19 protein-coding genes and 1 tRNA gene are annotated in these 15715 nt (G+C 67.5%); 5 read left to right on the forward strand and 15 right to left on the reverse strand.

The window, feature by feature from the left end; genetic code table 11:
• Positions 1 to 19: 19 nt before the first annotated feature.
• Together FIV50_RS10280 and FIV50_RS10285 are read right to left on the reverse strand one after the other, a co-directional pair.
• On the reverse strand, positions 20 to 1084 hold the full coding sequence (locus FIV50_RS10280; RefSeq protein WP_140037356.1) for an NAD(P)-binding domain-containing protein: 1065 nt from the start codon (positions 1082 to 1084) through the stop codon (positions 20 to 22).
• A gap of 42 nt (positions 1085 to 1126) precedes the next feature.
• Positions 1127 to 1567, reverse strand: coding sequence for a GNAT family N-acetyltransferase (locus FIV50_RS10285; RefSeq protein ID WP_140037357.1), 441 nt, complete (start codon positions 1565 to 1567; stop codon positions 1127 to 1129).
• A 108-nt stretch (positions 1568 to 1675) separates the two neighbouring features.
• Between FIV50_RS10285 and FIV50_RS10290 the strand changes: the two genes are divergently transcribed.
• From FIV50_RS10290 to FIV50_RS10300, 3 genes are all read left to right on the forward strand, one after another.
• Positions 1676 to 1748, forward strand: a tRNA-Ala gene (locus FIV50_RS10290).
• Positions 1749 to 1980: 232 nt separating this feature from the next.
• Entirely contained in the window at positions 1981 to 3096 is a 1116-nt protein-coding gene (locus tag FIV50_RS10295) for an AI-2E family transporter (RefSeq protein WP_258184212.1), read from the forward strand.
• A 120-nt stretch (positions 3097 to 3216) separates the two neighbouring features.
• Complete coding sequence (locus FIV50_RS10300; protein WP_140037359.1) at positions 3217 to 3399, forward strand: hypothetical protein; 183 nt, start codon at positions 3217 to 3219, stop codon at positions 3397 to 3399.
• Positions 3400 to 3460: 61 nt separating this feature from the next.
• Here the strand turns inward: FIV50_RS10300 and FIV50_RS10305 are convergent, their stop codons facing one another.
• From FIV50_RS10305 to rplU, 11 genes are all read right to left on the reverse strand, one after another.
• Complete coding sequence (locus FIV50_RS10305) at positions 3461 to 3745, reverse strand: hypothetical protein (protein WP_140037360.1); 285 nt, start codon at positions 3743 to 3745, stop codon at positions 3461 to 3463.
• 101 nt (positions 3746 to 3846) lie between these two features.
• Positions 3847 to 4536 (reverse strand): SDR family oxidoreductase, encoded by a 690-nt coding sequence (locus tag FIV50_RS10310; RefSeq protein WP_140037361.1) that lies wholly within the window; start codon positions 4534 to 4536, stop codon positions 3847 to 3849.
• A gap of 1 nt (position 4537) precedes the next feature.
• On the reverse strand, positions 4538 to 4921 hold the full coding sequence (gene rsfS / locus FIV50_RS10315; RefSeq protein ID WP_042537705.1) for a ribosome silencing factor: 384 nt from the start codon (positions 4919 to 4921) through the stop codon (positions 4538 to 4540).
• Entirely contained in the window at positions 4921 to 6063 is a 1143-nt protein-coding gene (locus tag FIV50_RS10320; RefSeq protein ID WP_140037362.1) for a hypothetical protein, read from the reverse strand. The genes rsfS and FIV50_RS10320 overlap by 1 nt, the downstream gene beginning before the upstream one ends.
• Positions 6060 to 6662: a nicotinate-nucleotide adenylyltransferase gene (gene nadD / locus FIV50_RS10325; protein ID WP_053096575.1), complete on the reverse strand. Its 603-nt coding sequence runs from the start codon at positions 6660 to 6662 to the stop codon at positions 6060 to 6062. Before nadD ends, FIV50_RS10320 begins: the two co-directional genes overlap by 4 nt.
• A gap of 6 nt (positions 6663 to 6668) precedes the next feature.
• Entirely contained in the window at positions 6669 to 6893 is a 225-nt protein-coding gene (locus FIV50_RS10330) for a hypothetical protein (protein ID WP_140037363.1), read from the reverse strand.
• Between the two features lie 66 nt (positions 6894 to 6959).
• A complete protein-coding gene (locus FIV50_RS10335; RefSeq protein ID WP_140037364.1) occupies positions 6960 to 8213 on the reverse strand; it encodes a glutamate-5-semialdehyde dehydrogenase in 1254 nt (417 codons plus the stop codon).
• Positions 8214 to 8222: 9 nt separating this feature from the next.
• Positions 8223 to 9008 (reverse strand): glutamate 5-kinase, encoded by a 786-nt coding sequence (gene proB, locus FIV50_RS10340; protein WP_140037365.1) that lies wholly within the window; start codon positions 9006 to 9008, stop codon positions 8223 to 8225.
• A complete protein-coding gene (obgE, locus tag FIV50_RS10345) occupies positions 9005 to 10507 on the reverse strand; it encodes a GTPase ObgE (RefSeq protein WP_140037366.1) in 1503 nt (500 codons plus the stop codon). The genes proB and obgE overlap by 4 nt, the downstream gene beginning before the upstream one ends.
• Before the next feature lie 140 nt (positions 10508 to 10647).
• Positions 10648 to 10905, reverse strand: a complete 258-nt coding sequence (rpmA, locus tag FIV50_RS10350; RefSeq protein WP_028501603.1) for a 50S ribosomal protein L27 — start codon at positions 10903 to 10905, stop codon at positions 10648 to 10650.
• 18 nt (positions 10906 to 10923) lie between these two features.
• Positions 10924 to 11232, reverse strand: a complete 309-nt coding sequence (rplU, locus tag FIV50_RS10355; RefSeq protein ID WP_072591411.1) for a 50S ribosomal protein L21 — start codon at positions 11230 to 11232, stop codon at positions 10924 to 10926.
• 211 nt (positions 11233 to 11443) lie between these two features.
• Between rplU and FIV50_RS10360 the strand changes: the two genes are divergently transcribed.
• The gene (locus FIV50_RS10360; RefSeq protein WP_140037367.1) at positions 11444 to 11710 is read left to right on the forward strand and encodes a DUF4031 domain-containing protein; all 267 of its coding nucleotides are present in this window, start codon (positions 11444 to 11446) and stop codon (positions 11708 to 11710) included.
• Here FIV50_RS10360 and FIV50_RS10365 read toward each other — a convergent pair.
• Complete coding sequence (locus FIV50_RS10365; protein ID WP_140037368.1) at positions 11675 to 14323, reverse strand: Rne/Rng family ribonuclease; 2649 nt, start codon at positions 14321 to 14323, stop codon at positions 11675 to 11677. The genes FIV50_RS10360 and FIV50_RS10365 overlap by 36 nt on opposite strands.
• A gap of 281 nt (positions 14324 to 14604) precedes the next feature.
• Between FIV50_RS10365 and FIV50_RS10370 the strand changes: the two genes are divergently transcribed.
• The gene (locus tag FIV50_RS10370) at positions 14605 to 15222 is read left to right on the forward strand and encodes a vitamin K epoxide reductase family protein (protein WP_140037369.1); all 618 of its coding nucleotides are present in this window, start codon (positions 14605 to 14607) and stop codon (positions 15220 to 15222) included.
• 76 nt (positions 15223 to 15298) lie between these two features.
• On the opposite strand, the gene ndk is transcribed toward FIV50_RS10370, so the two are convergent.
• Positions 15299 to 15715 carry a nucleoside-diphosphate kinase gene (gene ndk, locus FIV50_RS10375; RefSeq protein WP_042537730.1) on the reverse strand — a complete coding sequence of 139 codons (417 nt, stop codon included), beginning with the start codon at positions 15713 to 15715 and terminating at the stop codon, positions 15299 to 15301.

The raw sequence follows: 15715 nt of genomic DNA on the forward strand, positions 1-15715 counted from the left end.
CGAGTCCGATCCGCTCGCTCTACGACGTGCGCAGGGATTCCCTCGCCAGAGCTCGCTGCACACCCTTCGCGGCCGAGCGCCCCGCCCTGTTCGCGCCGATCGTGCTCGCCGACGGACCGTAACCGACGAGCTGGACGCGCGGATCCTGCACCGCGGTCGTGCCGCGGCCCTCGCGATCGAGCTGGATCCCGCCGGCGGCACTGCGCAGATGCAGCGGGGCGAGGTGCGCGATCGCAGGGCGGAACCCGGTCGCCCACAGGATCACGTCGACGCGCTCGAAGGAGCCGTCCGCCCAGCGGACGCCGTCCGGCTCGATGCGGGAGAACATCGGGCGGCGGGCGGCGTATGCCCCGAGACGCTCGGCCTCGCGCTCCTGCGGTCGCAGCATGAGCCCCGTCACACTCACGACGCTCTGCGGGGGCAGCCCCTGGGCGACCCGCTGCTCGACGAGAGCAACGGCCGCTGCTCCGGCTTCGGGGGTGAAGTCATCGTTGCGCCACACCGGCTCGCGACGCGTCACCCAGAGGGTGTCGGTGAGCGGTGCGAGGGCTCCGAGGAACTGGACGGCCGACGCACCACCGCCGACGACGAGCACTCGCTTGCCCGCGAAGTGCTCCGGTCCCGGATAGTCGGCCGTGTGCAGCTGCTCGCCGAGGAACGTCTCCATGCCCGGATAGTGCGGCAGGAACGGATGCGTCCAGGTACCGGTGGCGTTGACGAGCGTGCGAGCGCGCCACTGCCGCTCCCCGGCGTGGACCACCAGGATCCCGTCGTCGTCGGCGACGCGGTCGACACGGACAGGGCGGATCACGGGAAGATCATGAGCGCGCTCGTAGGCGGCGAAGTATGTCGGCACGGCTGTGTTGGCCCGCTGGCCGTCACGCGGAGGAGGCGACTCCCCCGGCAGCTCGGCCACTCCGTGCACGTCGCGCATCGTCAACGCATCCCACCGGTGCCGCCATGCGCCCCCTGGCTCGGAATCCGAGTCGAGCACGACGTGGGAGATACCCAGGCGGGTCAGGTGGAAGGAGGCCGACAGAACGGCCTGACCCGCGCCGATGACGACGCTGTCCAGGATGCTCACGGTGGTGACAACACCCGCGATCGCGCCGTTGTTCCGCGGGGCTCAGAGCGCGATCTGGTAGTGGGTGTATCCCGTGTGCGTCGCCACACTGTCGTAGAGCGCGCGAGCCGTCATGTTCGTCTCCTGGGTCAGCCAGTACACCTTCTGGCATCCGTGCTCCGCGGCCCACTCCCGCACATGCGCGATCAACCGCCTGCCTGCTCCGGAGCCGCGCGACTCGGCGTCGACGTAGAGATCCTCGAGGTAGCAGTAGGCGGATCTGCTCCACGTCGCCGGGTGGGTGAGCCAGTGCACGATGCCGATCGCGCGCCCGTCAGCGTCGCGGGCGATGGCGCCGTGCAGCTCCCTGTCCTCGACGAGCCGCCGGAACGTCTCAGCCGTGATCTCGTCCGAGAGCTGGGTGCCGTAGAACGTCAGATATCCACGCCACAGACCCGACCATTCGTCGAAATCGGCCTGCGTGATCGGGGTGATCGTCGTCATGACGTCGAGCCTAACGCGACGCGCCCGGGAGGCTCTCGCCGATTGGTGCTGCGCGCGATCCGTGTAGTACTCTGTTCAAGTTGCTTCGAGCAGTGAGGAAGCAGTTCTGGGCCTGTGGCGCAGCTGGTAGCGCACCTGCATGGCATGCAGGGGGTCGGGGGTTCGAGTCCCCCCAGGTCCACATACAGAAGGCTCCGCGAGAGATCGCGGGGCCTTCTTTTCGTATGTCCTGACTCGGCGTCGGTGCAGGCTCGGCGAACGCGCGTCGTCGACAGGTCGTCACGAGGCGGAGCGCCAGGGACTTGCCATCGCCTGCTGTGCCGGATAGAAAGGCCAGGCCGTCCTCGTCAGAGAGACGGTCTTCGACGAGGTGGAGGATGCACGTGCTGGGACTTTTCCGACGACCGGAGACCATGTCCGCCCCGCCAGCAGACGGCGCACGGCCGATCGCGGGACCAGGCCTGTGGTCGCGCGGCTTCGGACTCGCCGCCACCCGGAGTCTGCAGACGCTGTCGGTGCTCGCCCTGGTCGCGATCGGCGTCCTGGTGATCACCCAGCTCTCACTGGTGTTCATCCCGGTGACGATCGCGCTGATCCTCGCCTCGGCCATCCACCCGCTCGTCGCATTCATGCGCCGCCGCGGGGTGCCGTCGATCCTGGCGACGTGGATCGCACTGATCGGAATCCTCGCGATTCTCGGCGGAATCGTCTGGGTGATCGTGCTCACGGTCCGCTCGCAGTGGGACGACCTCATCGACTCGGCCACCGACGGCATCACCCAGGTGACGGCGTGGCTCGACACCCTGCCATTCAACCTTGCGTCGTTCGACCTCGATGAGGTGTGGGCCGGGCTCGGCGACTTCCTGACGAGCGCCTCGTTCGGGCGCGGAGCCCTGGCGGGCGTCTCAGCCACCGCGAGCTTCTTCACGGGCCTCGCGCTGATGATCGTGGTGCTGTTCTTCTTCCTCAAGGACGGACCGCGCATCTGGGAGTTCCTGCTGCGTCCCTTCGCCGGCGCCAGCTACGAGCGCGCCCGCCGCATCGGCGACAAGACGGTCGACGTGTTCGGGGGCTACATCCGGGGCACCTCGATCGTCGCAGCGGCCGACGCCCTCGGCATCGGCATCGGTCTGGCGATCCTGCAGATCCCACTCGCCCTGCCCCTCGCCGTGATCGTCTTCCTCACGGCCTTCATCCCGCTCGTCGGAGCGACCGCGGCAGGAATCCTCGCGGCGCTCGTGGCTCTCGTCACACACGGACCGGTGGCCGCCCTCATCGTGGTCGGCATCGTCGTGCTCGTGAACCAGCTCGAGGGCAACTTCCTGCAACCGGTCGTGATGGCTCGGTCCCTCAAGCTGCACGCCCTCGTGATCCTGCTCGCCCTGACCACCGGGACGATCCTGGGTGGGATCGTGGGCGCTGTCCTCTCGGTGCCCATCGCCGCAGTCGCCTGGGGCATCATCACCGTGTGGGATGGTCCGCACACACCAGCGAAGCCGTTCCGCAAGAAGCGCCCGGAGACCGTGTGACTCCTCCCTCGACGTCGAACGCATCGGCGGCTACTCCTCCGGACGGCGACCGTCAACCCGATCCCCTCCACTGACTGCGCGGCCTAGCGTGGCGCTCACATCTCACGAGAGGAGTCAACGATGACCAACAACCCGATACCACCGCTCGTTCCCCGCCCGGACGACGACCCAGAGATCGACGGCGTCCCCCACCGCGAGGTCGACGGCGAGCCCGTGCTCGACACGGACGCCGACGCCGACCAGGTCGACGGTGCTGCTGCCGACCGCTTGGCCGCAGAGCGGCCGGTGGACGAAGACTCCTGAGTCCTCGCCCAGCGCAGAAGTGCGCGGCAGGTCCCTCCCCGGGTCCTGCCGCGCAGTCTGTTCAGGTCGCGAGAAGCGGAGGCAGGTGCGGAATCGGGATGGGCCTCGTCGCCCGACTCGAATCCTGCACCCGCGTCACCTCCTGAAGAACTTCGGCGGCAGTGGCATATCGCACTGCCAGGGGCAGATCACGAAGCCACACGACCTCGACCTCGGTGTCGGCGTATTCGTACACGCTTGCCACCACGTGCCGCGGATCGTGCGACTCGTACCGCCGGTCGTTGATCACCCATTCCGATGGCGTGACCCGATGCAGCACGTATCTAGGATCTGGATCTTCGGACATGTGATTCCCTCCAAGACTCTCTCCCCACTGCACATCATCCACGTCGCTGCCCCGAGAACACAGGGGCTTGACAGCTGGAAGAGAGACTGCAGGGAACCGAATCAGCCGCGAGGGCGGATCGTCAGGTCTGTGAGAGCGGCGTCGTCCGGCAGGTCGAGTGCGGTGAGGATCGCGGTCGCGACAGAATCGGCCGTGATGAAGCGCTCCGGGTCGTAGTCGCGCCCCTCCTGCTGATGTACACGCTCCTGCATGGGCGTCGCAGTGCGGCCGGGGTAGATCGAAGTCACCCGCACCCCGTGTTCGGCCTCCTCGGCCCGCAGCGCGTCCGCGAGAGCCCTGAGCCCGTGCTTCGACGCGGCGTACGCAGACCAGCCGGCGTGCGCGTGAAGCCCCGCGCCGGAGTTGACGAACACCACACGTGCGCCGGAGACACGCAGCACCGGCAGCAGCAGGCGTGTCAGCTCTGCCGGACCGACGAGGTTCACGGCGAGCTGACGCTCCCACAGGTTCGCCGGGAGGTCGGCTACCGGCCCGAGGTCGACGACACCCGCTGCATGAATCAGCGAATCGATGCGTTCGGGAAGCGCCTGCTTCGACAGCGCCCACGAGAGCCTGCCCGGCTGCGCCAGGTCGCCGACGACCGCCGATGCGCCCGGAAGCGCCGCGGTGATCTCCTTCGCGCGCCCCGCATCACGGGCCAGCACGACGACCTGATCACCCCGGTCGAGCAGACGGCTCGCGACGACGGAACCGATGCCGGACCCGGCACCGGTGATCAGGTGGACGCTCACGTCAGTCTCGGTCTGCGGCGGCGGAGTCTGCGAGCTCGAAGGGCACCACAGGGCAGTCCTTCCACAGGCGCTCGAGGCCGTAGTAGACCCGCTCCTCCTGGTGGAAGACGTGCACGATCAGGTCGCCGAAGTCGAGGAGCACCCAGCGGGCCTCCGCACGACCCTCACGGCGAACCCGCTTGTGGCCGGCTTCGATGAGTTTGTCTTCGATCTCATCGGCGATGGCGGCGACGTTGCGCTCGCTGTTTCCGGTGACGAGCAGGAAGATGTCGACGAGCGGCAGAGGCTCGGAGACGTTGAGGGCGACGAGATCTTCACCGCCCTTCGAGACGGCGGCGTCTGCCGCGAGCTGGAGCATCTCTTCGGCGGTTTCAGGTGACTGCATCAGAACACATTCGAGTTGAAGGCGACGATCAGGGAAACGCCCAGCGCGAGCGCAAGACCACCCGCCACGATCGCGAGGATGAGCATGAGTTTGTTGCCCTTTTCGGGGGCGGGTGGGCGGATGACCTCACCGGCGGGCTTGATGGTGCTGACGGCCGCACTGGCGGCGATCGGCGTGGGCGAGGATGCCGGAGGCAGCTCGCCGTCGATCAGCACGGCGTCCACGTCCTTGCCGTCTGTGGTGCCGTGCGCGTGGCCCTGCGAACCGAGGCCCTTGGGCAGTTCGTAGGAGCCGGTCACGAGGATCTCCCCCGTGGAGGCGACCGGGCCCGACAGCGACCCGTCTCCCGGGGAGGGGTTGAAGATGAGCGTGTTCGGAGCGAGATGCTGCGATCCGGTCGAGTCGCCGACGGTCAGCAGCTCGTCGAACGAGGGAGCGAAAGGCTTGCGGTTCTCCGCGTCGTCGCTGAGCAGCTCCTGCCCGAAGGCGGAGTTCACCGTCGGGCGCTCCCCGTCGGCGATGTCGATGTCGTCGTCGGACTCGGCCACATCGGCCAGGACGTCGTCGTGCGCGTCCGTCGGTTCTGCATCGATGCCGAGCTCGGCCACCGCGGCATGCGTGTCGGTCCCTTCGGGGACGATCGCATCGACGTCATCAGAGGCTTCGAGAGGCGTCGAGGCGCTGACGGGTGCGGGGACGTCGTCTTCGTCGGTGTCGCCATCGTCATCATCGGCGGACGCGGAAGATGCCGGAGTCTCGCTCTTCGCCTCGGGCTCTGGTGCGACGAGCGGAGCCTCTTCGACTGTCTCTTCGGCAACCGATCCATCCGAAGCATCGGACTCATCGACAGGAACGGATCCCGTCGCGGAGCGCTCGCGCTCGCGAACCTGTCGACGCGTCAGCCGTGTGGTCGCCTGGGAAATCTCCCCATCCGTCTCGGCTGCGGTTGACGCTGCCTGCGGGGCGGGCTCGACCTTGGTCGGCTCGGGCACTTCTGGTTTCGGCGGCACAGGTGGAGAGGGGACGGCGGCCGCGGCCGCAGCCTCCTCCGCTGAGATGACCGGTGTGGATCCCGTCAGCCGGATCTCACGCAGCTGCTTTCGCGTCAGCGGACCGTGACCCTGCTGATCCGATGTACTCATGCCTTGCTCCGATACAGATGATGCTTCGCGATGTATTGAACGACTCCGTCGGGGACGAGGTACCAGACCGGCTCGTCGTCACGCACCCGCGCACGGCAGGCCGTCGACGAGATGGACAGCGCCGGCACCTCCAGTTGGCTGACATTGTCGCTGGGGAGGCCGTCAGTGCTCAGAACGTGTCCTGGACGCGAGACCGCGACGAAGTGGGCCAACTCCCACAGTTCATCATGGTCCCTCCAACTGAGAATTTGCGCCACGGCGTCGGCACCGGTGATGAAGAACAGCTCCGCGTCGGGTCGCTTCTCCTTCAGGTCGCGGAGGGTGTCGATCGTGTAGGTCGGCCCTTCACGATCGATGTCCACCCTGCTCACCGTGAACTGCGGGTTGGATGCAGTGGCGATCACCGTCATCAGATAGCGGTGCTCACTGGGGGTGACATCCGACTTCTGCCACGGGTGTCCGGTGGGGACGAAGACGACCTCGTCGAGATCGAAGGAGTGAGCGACCTCGCTCGCGGCGACCAGGTGGCCGTGGTGGATGGGGTCGAAGGTGCCGCCCATCACACCGATGCGCGCCGGACGCGAGGTCGTGTCGTTCATACGGGCCTAGTGGCCGTGCCCTGCCTCGTGGCCGTCCTTGCCGTGCTTCGCAGCCCAGGCGTCGGCCTTGGCGGAGTGACGGTTGGCCACGTTCTTGTACGACAGCGTGACCAGGCCGAGGAAGGCGAAGACGATGATGGCGATGACGCCGAAGATCAGCGTCTCCTGCTGCACATTGCCGTGGTGCTCGGCTTCGGCAGCGACCATCGCGATCTGTGCGACGAGGTTCATCCTGACTCCGTTTCGTGGCTGGCGGGCATGGCTCACGGAGAGCCACAGCGCCCCCTAGTCTAGCCCTCAGCCGCGCGTCTGCCCTGCCCCACGCGCCAGCCATTTCGTGCTGGTCAGCTCGGAAAGCCCCATCGGTCCCCGCGCGTGCAGCTTCTGCGTCGAGATGCCGACCTCGGCGCCGAACCCGAACTCGCCTCCGTCGGTGAACCGGGTCGAGGTGTTCACCATCACGACCGCCGAGTCCACCTCGGCCAGGAAACGCTCCGCATTGCGCGAGTCTGTGGTGATGATCGACTCCGTGTGGCCCGTGCTGTAGCGACGGATGTGGTCGAGCGCGTCGTCGAGGGTGTCGACGACCTTGATCGCGATGTCGAGGCTGAGATACTCGGTCGTCCAGTCCTCCTCCGTCGCCGGGATCACGTTCGAGACGAGCCCCGCGACCATGTCGTCACCGTGGATCGCCACGCCTTCGCTCTGCAGCGCGCTGGCGACGAGAGGAACCAGCCTCGGTGCGGCCTGACGGAGCACGAGCACCGTCTCGACGGCGTTGCAGACGCTGGGTCGCTGCACCTTCGCGTTCACCACGATGTCCTGCGCCCAGTCGTCAGGAGCAGTCTCGTCGAGCACGATGTGCACATTGCCCGCACCGGTCTCGATCACAGGGACGGTCGCCTCGGTCACGACGGTCTCGATCAGCCCCGCGCTGCCCCGCGGCACGAGCACGTCGATGAATCCGCGGCCGTGCATCAGCGCCGTGGCGCCGTCGCGACCGAAGTCGTCGACCGTCTGCACCGCTTCCGACGTCACGCCCGCGTCCTGCAGCGCCCGGCGCATGATCTCGACGAGCACCGTGTTCGACTCACGCGCGGCACTGCCGCCACGCAGGACCACGGAGTTCCCCGAGCGCAGCGCGAGGGCGGCGATGTCGACGGTGACGTTCGGACGCGCCTCGTAGATCGCGCCGACCACGCCGAAGGGCACCCGCACCTGCTCGAGCGCCACGCCGTTCGGCATCCGGTGTCCTCCGACGACACGACCGACCGGATCAGGGAGCGCCGCCACCTGGCGGACCGCTGCGGCGAGAGCCGCGACGCGCTTCTCATCGAGACGCAGTCTGTCGATCAGCGACTCGCCGATGCCGTCGGACCGACCTCGCTCGATGTCTCGACCGTTGGCCTCGATGATCCCAGCGGCGTTCGACTCGAGGGCCACCGCGATGGCCTCGAGAGCACGAGCCTTGTCGTCACTGGTCAGCCTGGCCGTGGCGCGGGACGCCTCTTTGGCGAGCTCCAGGCGCACCTGGGGGGTCTGGTCGGTCATCCGCCCAGTCTAAGAGAGCGCGGGTTCGAACCAGGTCCCTATGTCAGCACCGGCGAGGGCCTTGTCGACCAGGTCGGCGCTCGTCACGAGCACTCCGATCCCGGACGCGGCGGCCAGGCGCGCGGCTGACACCTTGGTCGCGGCTCCCCCGGTGCCGACGCTGTTGACGACGGTCGATCCGAACTCGAGCCCCGACAGATCGGCGTCGGGGGCGACGACGTCGATGGGCTCGGCCGTCGGGTCGGACGGCGGCTTTGTGTAGAGCGACTCGATGTCGCTGAGCAGGACCAGAGCGTCGGCCTCGATCAGCTGCGCGACGAGAGCCCCGAGTCGGTCGTTGTCGCCGAAGCGGATCTCCTGCGTCGCGACCGTGTCGTTCTCGTTCACGATCGGCAGAATGCGCAGACCGAGAAGTCGCTCCATGGCCCGTCGTGCGTTGCTCCGCGACGTCGGGTTCTCGAGATCGCCCGTCGTGAGAAGCACCTGTCCTGCGACGATGTCGAAAGGACGAAGCGACTCCTGGTAGCGGTAGACCAGGATGTTCTGCCCGACAGCGGCCGCAGCCTGCTGTGTGGCCAGGTCTGTCGGTCGTGCGTCGAGACGCAGGAACGGAATGCCCGTGGCGATCGCTCCGGACGAGACCAGGATGACCTCTGCGCCGCGTGCGTCCGCTGCCGCCAGCGCCTCGACCAGCACGGGGATTCGCCACGACGAATCGCCGCTGATCGACGAGGACCCGACCTTGATGACGATCCGTGAGGCTGTGGCGAGATCCGCCCTCGTGCGAGCGGTCACTCCCCGTCCTCGCGGTAGGCCGCGAGCCGCTGAGCCTCGACCTCGGCGCGAGCCTCGGCCTTGGCATCCATGCGCTCGTAGTAGTTCTCACGACGCTCGGAGGTGGTGCGACGGGCGTTGGGCGCCAGACGCGGATCGGTGCCGCGGGGCGCCGTCATGAGCTCGGCCGCAGACGTCATGGTCGGCTCCCAGTCGAAGACGATGCTCTCGCCCTCGCCGATCACCACTGTGGAGCCCTGCACAGCACCGAGGCGGAAGAGCTCGTCTTCGACGCCCAGCTTCTCGAGGCGGTCGGCGAGATAGCCGACGGCCTCTTCGTTCTGGAAGTCGGTCTGCTGAACCCAGCGCACCGGCTTCTCGCCCAGGATGCGGTAGATGTTTCCGTAGCTGCCGCCCTCGACCCGGATCTCGAAGCCCTTCTTGGGGCCCCGGGGACGAAGCACGACGCGCTCGCGCGGAACCTCGATCGCGGCGAGCTCTGCGCGGTGCTTGTCGACGATGTCGCCGAGCGCGTAGGTCAGCGGGCGCAGGCCCTCGTGCGAGATGGTGGAGATGTCGAAGACACGGAATCCGCGGGCTTCGAGATCAGGGCGCACGAGGTCGGCGAGATCACGGGCCTCCGGCACATCGATCTTGTTCAGGGCGATGAGCTGAGGACGCTCGAGCAGAGGAGTCTGCCCCTCGGGGACCTCGTACGCGGCCAGTTCGCCGAGGATGACGTCGAGGTCGGAGATCGGATCGCGACCGGGCTCGAGTGTCGCGCAGTCGAGCACGTGAAGCAGAGCGGTGCAGCGTTCGACGTGACGGAGGAACTCCAGTCCGAGTCCGCGGCCCTCGCTCGCTCCTTCGATGAGGCCGGGCACATCGGCGACGGTGTAGCGCGACTCCCCCGCCTGCACGACACCCAGGTTCGGGTGGAGCGTGGTGAAGGGGTAGTCGGCGATCTTGGGTCGGGCGGCCGAGATCGCACCGATCAGGCTGGACTTGCCGGCAGAGGGATAGCCGACCAGTGCCACGTCTGCGACGGTCTTGAGCTCGAGGACGACATCGCCCTCGTCTCCCGGGGTGCCCAGGAGAGCGAAACCGGGCGCCTTGCGCTTCGGCGTCGCCAGTGCGGCGTTGCCGAGCCCGCCGTGCCCGCCCTTGGCCACGACGAATCGCTCGCCGGGCTCGATCATGTCGATCAGGACCTCGCCGGCCGCGTTCCTGACCACGGTGCCGACGGGAACGGGAAGCTCGAGGTCTTCGCCCATGAACCCTGCACGGTGGTCGCCCATGCCGGGTCCGCCGTTGCCGGAGCTGCGGTGAGGCGAGTGGTGGTACGAGAGGAGCGTCCCGGTCTGCGTGTCAGCGACGAGGACGATGTCGCCGCCGTCACCGCCGTTGCCGCCGTCGGGGCCGCCGAGCGGCTTGAACTTCTCGCGGTGCACCGAGACACAGCCGTTGCCGCCCTTGCCCGCACGCAGGTGAAGCGTCACGGTGTCGACGAAACTGACCATGTCTCTCTCCTCAATAAAGAACTCGGCCGGAACCGAGAATTGGACCGGTGATTCGGTGGGAAACGCGAATCCGGCCTGAAACGCAAATTCGGGACGGGCCGAAGCCCGCCCCGAATCGCATGACTACTGTCGTGCTTTGATCACTCAGCAGCGGCGACGATGTTGACGACCTTGCGGCCGCCCTTCGCGCCGAACTGCACCGCACCGGCGGCCAGAGCGAACAGCGTGTCGTCGCCACCGCGGCCGACGTTCACGCCGGGGTGGAAGTGCGTACCGCGCTGGCGGACGATGATCTCGCCGGCGAGAACCTGCTGTCCACCGAAGCGCTTGACGCCAAGTCGCTGAGCGTTGGAGTCACGACCGTTACGGGTGGAGCTTGCGCCCTTTTTATGTGCCATGTCCTGGTCTCCTCGGTCTTACTTGATGCCGGTGATCTTGACGCGCGTGAGCTCCTGACGGTGGCCCTGGCGCTTCTTGTAGCCGGTCTTGTTCTTGTACTTCTGGATGATGATCTTCGGGCCGCGGAGGTTGCCGATGACCTCTGCCGTGACCTTGACCTTCGCCAGCGAGTCAGCGTCGGTGGTCACCGAGGCGCCGTCGACGAGCAGCACTGCGGCCAGCTCGATCTTCTCGCCCTGGGCAGCCTTGACACGGTCGAGCTGAACGATCGTGCCGACCTCGACCTTCTCCTGCCGCCCACCGGCGCGCACTACTGCGTAAACCACTTCATACCTGTTTCGTTGGGGAGCTCACGGCTCCGATATCTCACGGGAAGACTGTTGCTTGCATGCATCGCGGGGCGACGGGCACGAACGCAAGACTCTCCGCTTCGACCGTCCAGGACGACGCGGCATACGCACCAAGGGACTACTTTACCGGATGTCGGACACTGTGGCAAAACGCGCCGCCCGGTGTGTCCGGTCATAGGCTGGAGGAATGACCGTTCTCGTCGATGACCCCATATGGCCCGCGCACGGCCGCCTGTGGGCTCATCTCGTCAGCGATGACAGCCTGCAGGAGCTGCACGCCTTCGCGAGGTCGCACGACGTTCCTGCGCGCGCCTTCGACCTCGACCACTATGACGTCCCGCAAGAGCTGATCCCCCGGCTCCTCGCCGCCGGCGCACAGCACGTCGGCGGCAAGGAGCTGGTCAGACGATTGATCGCCTCAGGGCTGCGAATCCCCGCCCGCGACCGGCGCTGACGGCTCCGAGTTCACGGAGATGGGCGTACCGGTGAGTGCGGCGGTCGAGACACGGCGACGACCGCGGCCCTGACCCGGCGCCTTCGGCTCGGGGAGAGCGTCGAGCACGGAATCGAGCAGCGCCTCCGCCGGCGACTTGGGCGACTTGCGGTCGGATCCGCGCTTCTTGCGCGGCTTCTTGGCACGCTCCTGCGCGGCCGGGGCTTCCGTCGTCTCCGCTGTGGGAGCGACGACCTCCGTCGGCTCGTCGGCGTTCGGAGCGCGTGTCGAGGCGGCGATCTGCGCGAGCGCGGACTTCGCCCCCTCGGGGATGCTGTGCGTCGTCACCGCGGCAGGAGCCGAGTTCTGCGACTGGCCGTTGCCGCCACGCTGGCGGCGGTTTGACTGCGAGTTGCCGTTGCCGTTGCTGCTCGAGCGGTGCTTCACGACCGGGTCGTGGTGCACGATGACGCCACGGCCGGCGCACACGTCGCACGCCTCGCTGAACGTCTCGAGCAGGCCGAGTCCGAGCTTCTTGCGAGTCATCTGCACGAGACCCAGCGATGTGACCTCGGCGACCTGGTGCTTCGTCCGATCACGGCTCAGGCACTCGATCAGTCGGCGCAGCACGAGGTCACGGTTCGACTCGAGCACCATGTCGATGAAGTCGACCACGATGATGCCGCCGATGTCGCGCAGACGCAGCTGACGGACGATCTCCTCCGCGGCCTCGAGGTTGTTCTTGGTGACCGTCTCCTCGAGGTTTCCGCCCGAGCCGACGAACTTGCCGGTGTTGACGTCGACGACGGTCATGGCCTCGGTGCGGTCGATGACCAGCGAGCCACCCGACGGCAGCCAGACCTTGCGGTCGAGCGCCTTCTCGATCTGCTCGGTGATGCGGAACGCGTCGAAGGGATCGCTCTCGTCCTCGTACGACTCGACGCGCTCCAGCAGGTCGGGTGCGACGCTCTCGAGGTAGGCGCGGATCGTGCGCTGGGCGTCCTCGCCCTGGATGAGCATCTTCGTGAAGTCCTCGTTGAAGACGTCGCGGACGATCTTGACGAGAAGGTCGGGCTCGGCGTGCAGCAGCGCCGGCGCCTGCTGGCTCTCGACCTGCTTGCGGATGTGCTCCCACTGGCTGGTCAGTCGCTGGACGTCACGCGTGAGCTGGTCTTCGGTGGCACCCTCGGCGGCCGTGCGGACGATCACGCCGGAGGACTCGGGGAGAACCTCCTTGAGGATGCGCTTCAGGCGCGTGCGCTCGTTGTCGGGCAGCTTGCGGCTGATGCCGTTCATCGATCCGCCGGGCACGTACACGAGGTAGCGACCGGGGAGCGAGATCTGACTGGTCAGACGAGCACCCTTGTGGCCGATCGGATCCTTGGTGACCTGCACCAGGACGCGGTCGCCTGCCTTGAGAGCGAGCTCGATGCGACGAGGCTGGTTGCCGGTCTCGACGCCGTCCCAGTCGACCTCGCCCGAATAGAGCACGGCGTTGCGGCCACGGCCGATGTCGACGAACGCGGCCTCCATGCTCGGCAGGACGTTCTGCACGCGACCGAGGTAGACATTGCCGATCAGCGAGGCATCCTGGTTGCGCGCGACATAGTGCTCCACGAGCACCCCGTCTTCGAGGACGCCGATCTGCGTCCGGCCGTTCTTGGAGCGGACGACCATCTTGCGGTCGACCGACTCACGACGCGCGAGGAACTCGGCCTCGGTGACGACCGGACGCCGACGACCGGCATCCCGTCCGTCGCGACGGCGCTGCTTCTTCGCCTCGAGGCGCGTGGACCCCTTGATCGCCTTGGGCTCGGTGATGTACTCGACGACGCGCTGGCGGGGCTGGCGCGGTTCGTCACGCTGTTCCCGGGGCTCACGCTGCTCGCGCGGCTCGACATCGTCAGAACCACCGCGACGACGGCGGCCACGGCGGCCGGCCGGCTCCTCCGGCTCTCGCTCGGCGATGCGGTCGAACACGCGCTCACGGCCCGGGCGAGCCGGAAGGGGCAGCACCTCGGGGGCGTAGAAGTGCAGCTGCGTCGAGACCTGCGAGACGAAGACCTCGGGCAGCAGCCCCAGCGACACCGCAGTGACAGGCTTGGCGTCCTCGGGCTTGTCCGAAGCAGGCTCGGCAGCGGATTCTTCAGAGGCGGCCTCGGCTGCAGCGTCAGCAGCTGGAGCGTCAGCGGCGGGAGCTTCCTCGGCAGCAGGAGCATCGGAGGCAGAGGCACCAGCAGCAGTCCCTTCCTCGGCGGGAGCTGCCTCGACGGGAGCTGCCTCAGCGGAGCCAGCCTCGGCAGGCGCGCCGTCGGAAGGAGCATCCGCTGCAGGTCCCTCAGAAGGAGAGTCCTGGGCAGAAGCTGCCTCGACGGGCGCGTCCTCGGAAGGCGCGTCCTCGGAAGGCGCGTCCTCGGAAGGCGCGTCCTCGGAAGGCGCGTCCTCGGAAGGCGCGTCCTCGGAAGGCGCGTCCTCGGAGGGAGCCTCCCCCGCCGGAGAGATCTCGGCGGTCGAACCCGCGCCGTCCTCCGGAGCGTCGGTCTCCGCAGCGTCGGCGGCTACCTCTGCGGGTGCATCAGCATCCGCAGAGAAGTCGAGGGTAGGGGCGTCGTAGTCATTGTTGTCATCGGCCATCTCTGGCTTGCTCCTCGCGCGGACACTTCGTGTTCCGCTAACTCTCATGCGGCACCCGCAGGTGCCGCGAACTCATTCGGTGTGCGACCGGCTCATGGCTCTGATCACGAGGGGCATACGGCCCCGAAGTCTGCGTCGATGCCCACCGCGACAGGGTCGAGCGATGCATCACAGGCCATTATCGCACCAAGTGCGCCGGTTCGCGGCATCGTCGGGCGTCCGAGTCGTTTTCTCCGGCGCGCTCACGCCCGATCCATAGCGATCGCTGAGAGAATCCACACATGAGCGAGCAGCGCACCCGCCCCGTCGTCTATGCCGTGTGGTTGATCATCGCGAGCGTCATCGGCTGGTTCGCCGCCTTCCAGCTCACGGTCGAGAAATTCGTGCTTCTCGAGAACCCGACCGATGCCCTGGCCTGCGATGTGAGCCCGTTCATCCAGTGCAGCAAGAACCTGGGCTCGTGGCAGGGTGAGATCTTCGGCTTCCCCAACCCGCTGCTCGGGCTCACCGGGTGGATGGCTCCGCTCGTCATCGGCGTCGCGATCCTCGCCGGAGCCCGCTTCCCCCGGTGGTTCTGGGCTGCGTTCGGCGCCGGCATCACCTTCGCGTTCGGACTCGTCTGCTGGCTGATCGGCCAGAGCCTGTATGCGTCGAACCTCGGCGTGCTGTGCCCGTGGTGCATGGTGACCTGGGCTGTGACGATTCCGACGTTCTTCGCCACGATGCTGCATCTCACTCGCAACGGCACGTTCACCAAGAATGAGAAGGCCCGAGAGCGCGCGGACAAGCTCATGGTCTGGGTACCGCTGGCGACCATCCTCGCCTACGCGGTCATCATCATGATGGCTCAGCTGCAGGGTCTCGACTTCCTCGGCGAGATGGCACGCATCATCTTCTGACCCGACGAGCCGACGGTCCTGCGACGAAGCCCGCCGCACGATCTCGTGCGGCGGGCTTCGTCGTGAGCGGGATCGGTCAGTCGAACCAGATGCCGAGCTCGCGTGCGGCCGACTCCGGGCTGTCCGAACCGTGCACGAGGTTCTGCTGCACCTTGAGGCCCCAGTCGCGACCGAAGTCACCCCGGATCGTGCCGGGTGCGGCCGTGGTGGGGTCGGTCGTGCCGGCGAGCGATCGGAAGCCCTCGATCACGCGGTTGCCCGCGAGGCGGATCGCGACGGACGGGCCCGAGAGCATGAACTCGAGGAGCGGCTCGTAGAACGGCTTGCCCTCGTGCTCGGCGTAGTGCTCGGCGAGCAGGTCGCGGTCGGGCTCGACCAGGCGGATGTCGACGAGGGAGTATCCCTTCGCTTCGATGCGCGCCAGGATCGTGCCGGTGAGGCCGCGGGCGACACCGTCGGGCTTTACGAGGACGAGGGTTTCTTCGGTGGCCAT

The organism is Microbacterium foliorum, from assembly GCF_006385575.1.
GTDB classification, from domain to species: domain Bacteria; phylum Actinomycetota; class Actinomycetes; order Actinomycetales; family Microbacteriaceae; genus Microbacterium; species Microbacterium foliorum_B.

Bases quoted from the DNA above. Each gene is read 5' to 3' on its own strand.
- FIV50_RS10305 (WP_140037360.1), bottom strand. From the start codon at position 3,745: ATGTCCGAAGATCCAGATCCTAGATACGTGCTGCATCGGGTCACGCCA.
- FIV50_RS10365 (WP_140037368.1), bottom strand. From the start codon at position 14,323: ATGGCCGATGACAACAATGACTACGACGCCCCTACCCTCGACTTCTCT.
- ndk (WP_042537730.1), bottom strand. From the start codon at position 15,715: ATGGCCACCGAAGAAACCCTCGTCCTCGTAAAGCCCGACGGTGTCGCC.
- FIV50_RS10335 (WP_140037364.1), bottom strand. From the start codon at position 8,213: ATGACCGACCAGACCCCCCAGGTGCGCCTGGAGCTCGCCAAAGAGGCG.
- FIV50_RS10370 (WP_140037369.1), top strand. From the start codon at position 14,605: ATGAGCGAGCAGCGCACCCGCCCCGTCGTCTATGCCGTGTGGTTGATC.
- FIV50_RS10295 (WP_258184212.1), top strand. From the start codon at position 1,981: ATGTCCGCCCCGCCAGCAGACGGCGCACGGCCGATCGCGGGACCAGGC.
- obgE (WP_140037366.1), bottom strand. From the start codon at position 10,507: ATGGTCAGTTTCGTCGACACCGTGACGCTTCACCTGCGTGCGGGCAAG.
- FIV50_RS10360 (WP_140037367.1), top strand. From the start codon at position 11,444: ATGACCGTTCTCGTCGATGACCCCATATGGCCCGCGCACGGCCGCCTG.
- FIV50_RS10285 (WP_140037357.1), bottom strand. From the start codon at position 1,567: ATGACGACGATCACCCCGATCACGCAGGCCGATTTCGACGAATGGTCG.
- rsfS (WP_042537705.1), bottom strand. From the start codon at position 4,921: ATGCAGTCACCTGAAACCGCCGAAGAGATGCTCCAGCTCGCGGCAGAC.
- FIV50_RS10330 (WP_140037363.1), bottom strand. From the start codon at position 6,893: ATGAACCTCGTCGCACAGATCGCGATGGTCGCTGCCGAAGCCGAGCAC.
- FIV50_RS10320 (WP_140037362.1), bottom strand. From the start codon at position 6,063: ATGAGTACATCGGATCAGCAGGGTCACGGTCCGCTGACGCGAAAGCAG.
- FIV50_RS10300 (WP_140037359.1), top strand. From the start codon at position 3,217: ATGACCAACAACCCGATACCACCGCTCGTTCCCCGCCCGGACGACGAC.
- rpmA (WP_028501603.1), bottom strand. From the start codon at position 10,905: ATGGCACATAAAAAGGGCGCAAGCTCCACCCGTAACGGTCGTGACTCC.
- nadD (WP_053096575.1), bottom strand. From the start codon at position 6,662: ATGAACGACACGACCTCGCGTCCGGCGCGCATCGGTGTGATGGGCGGC.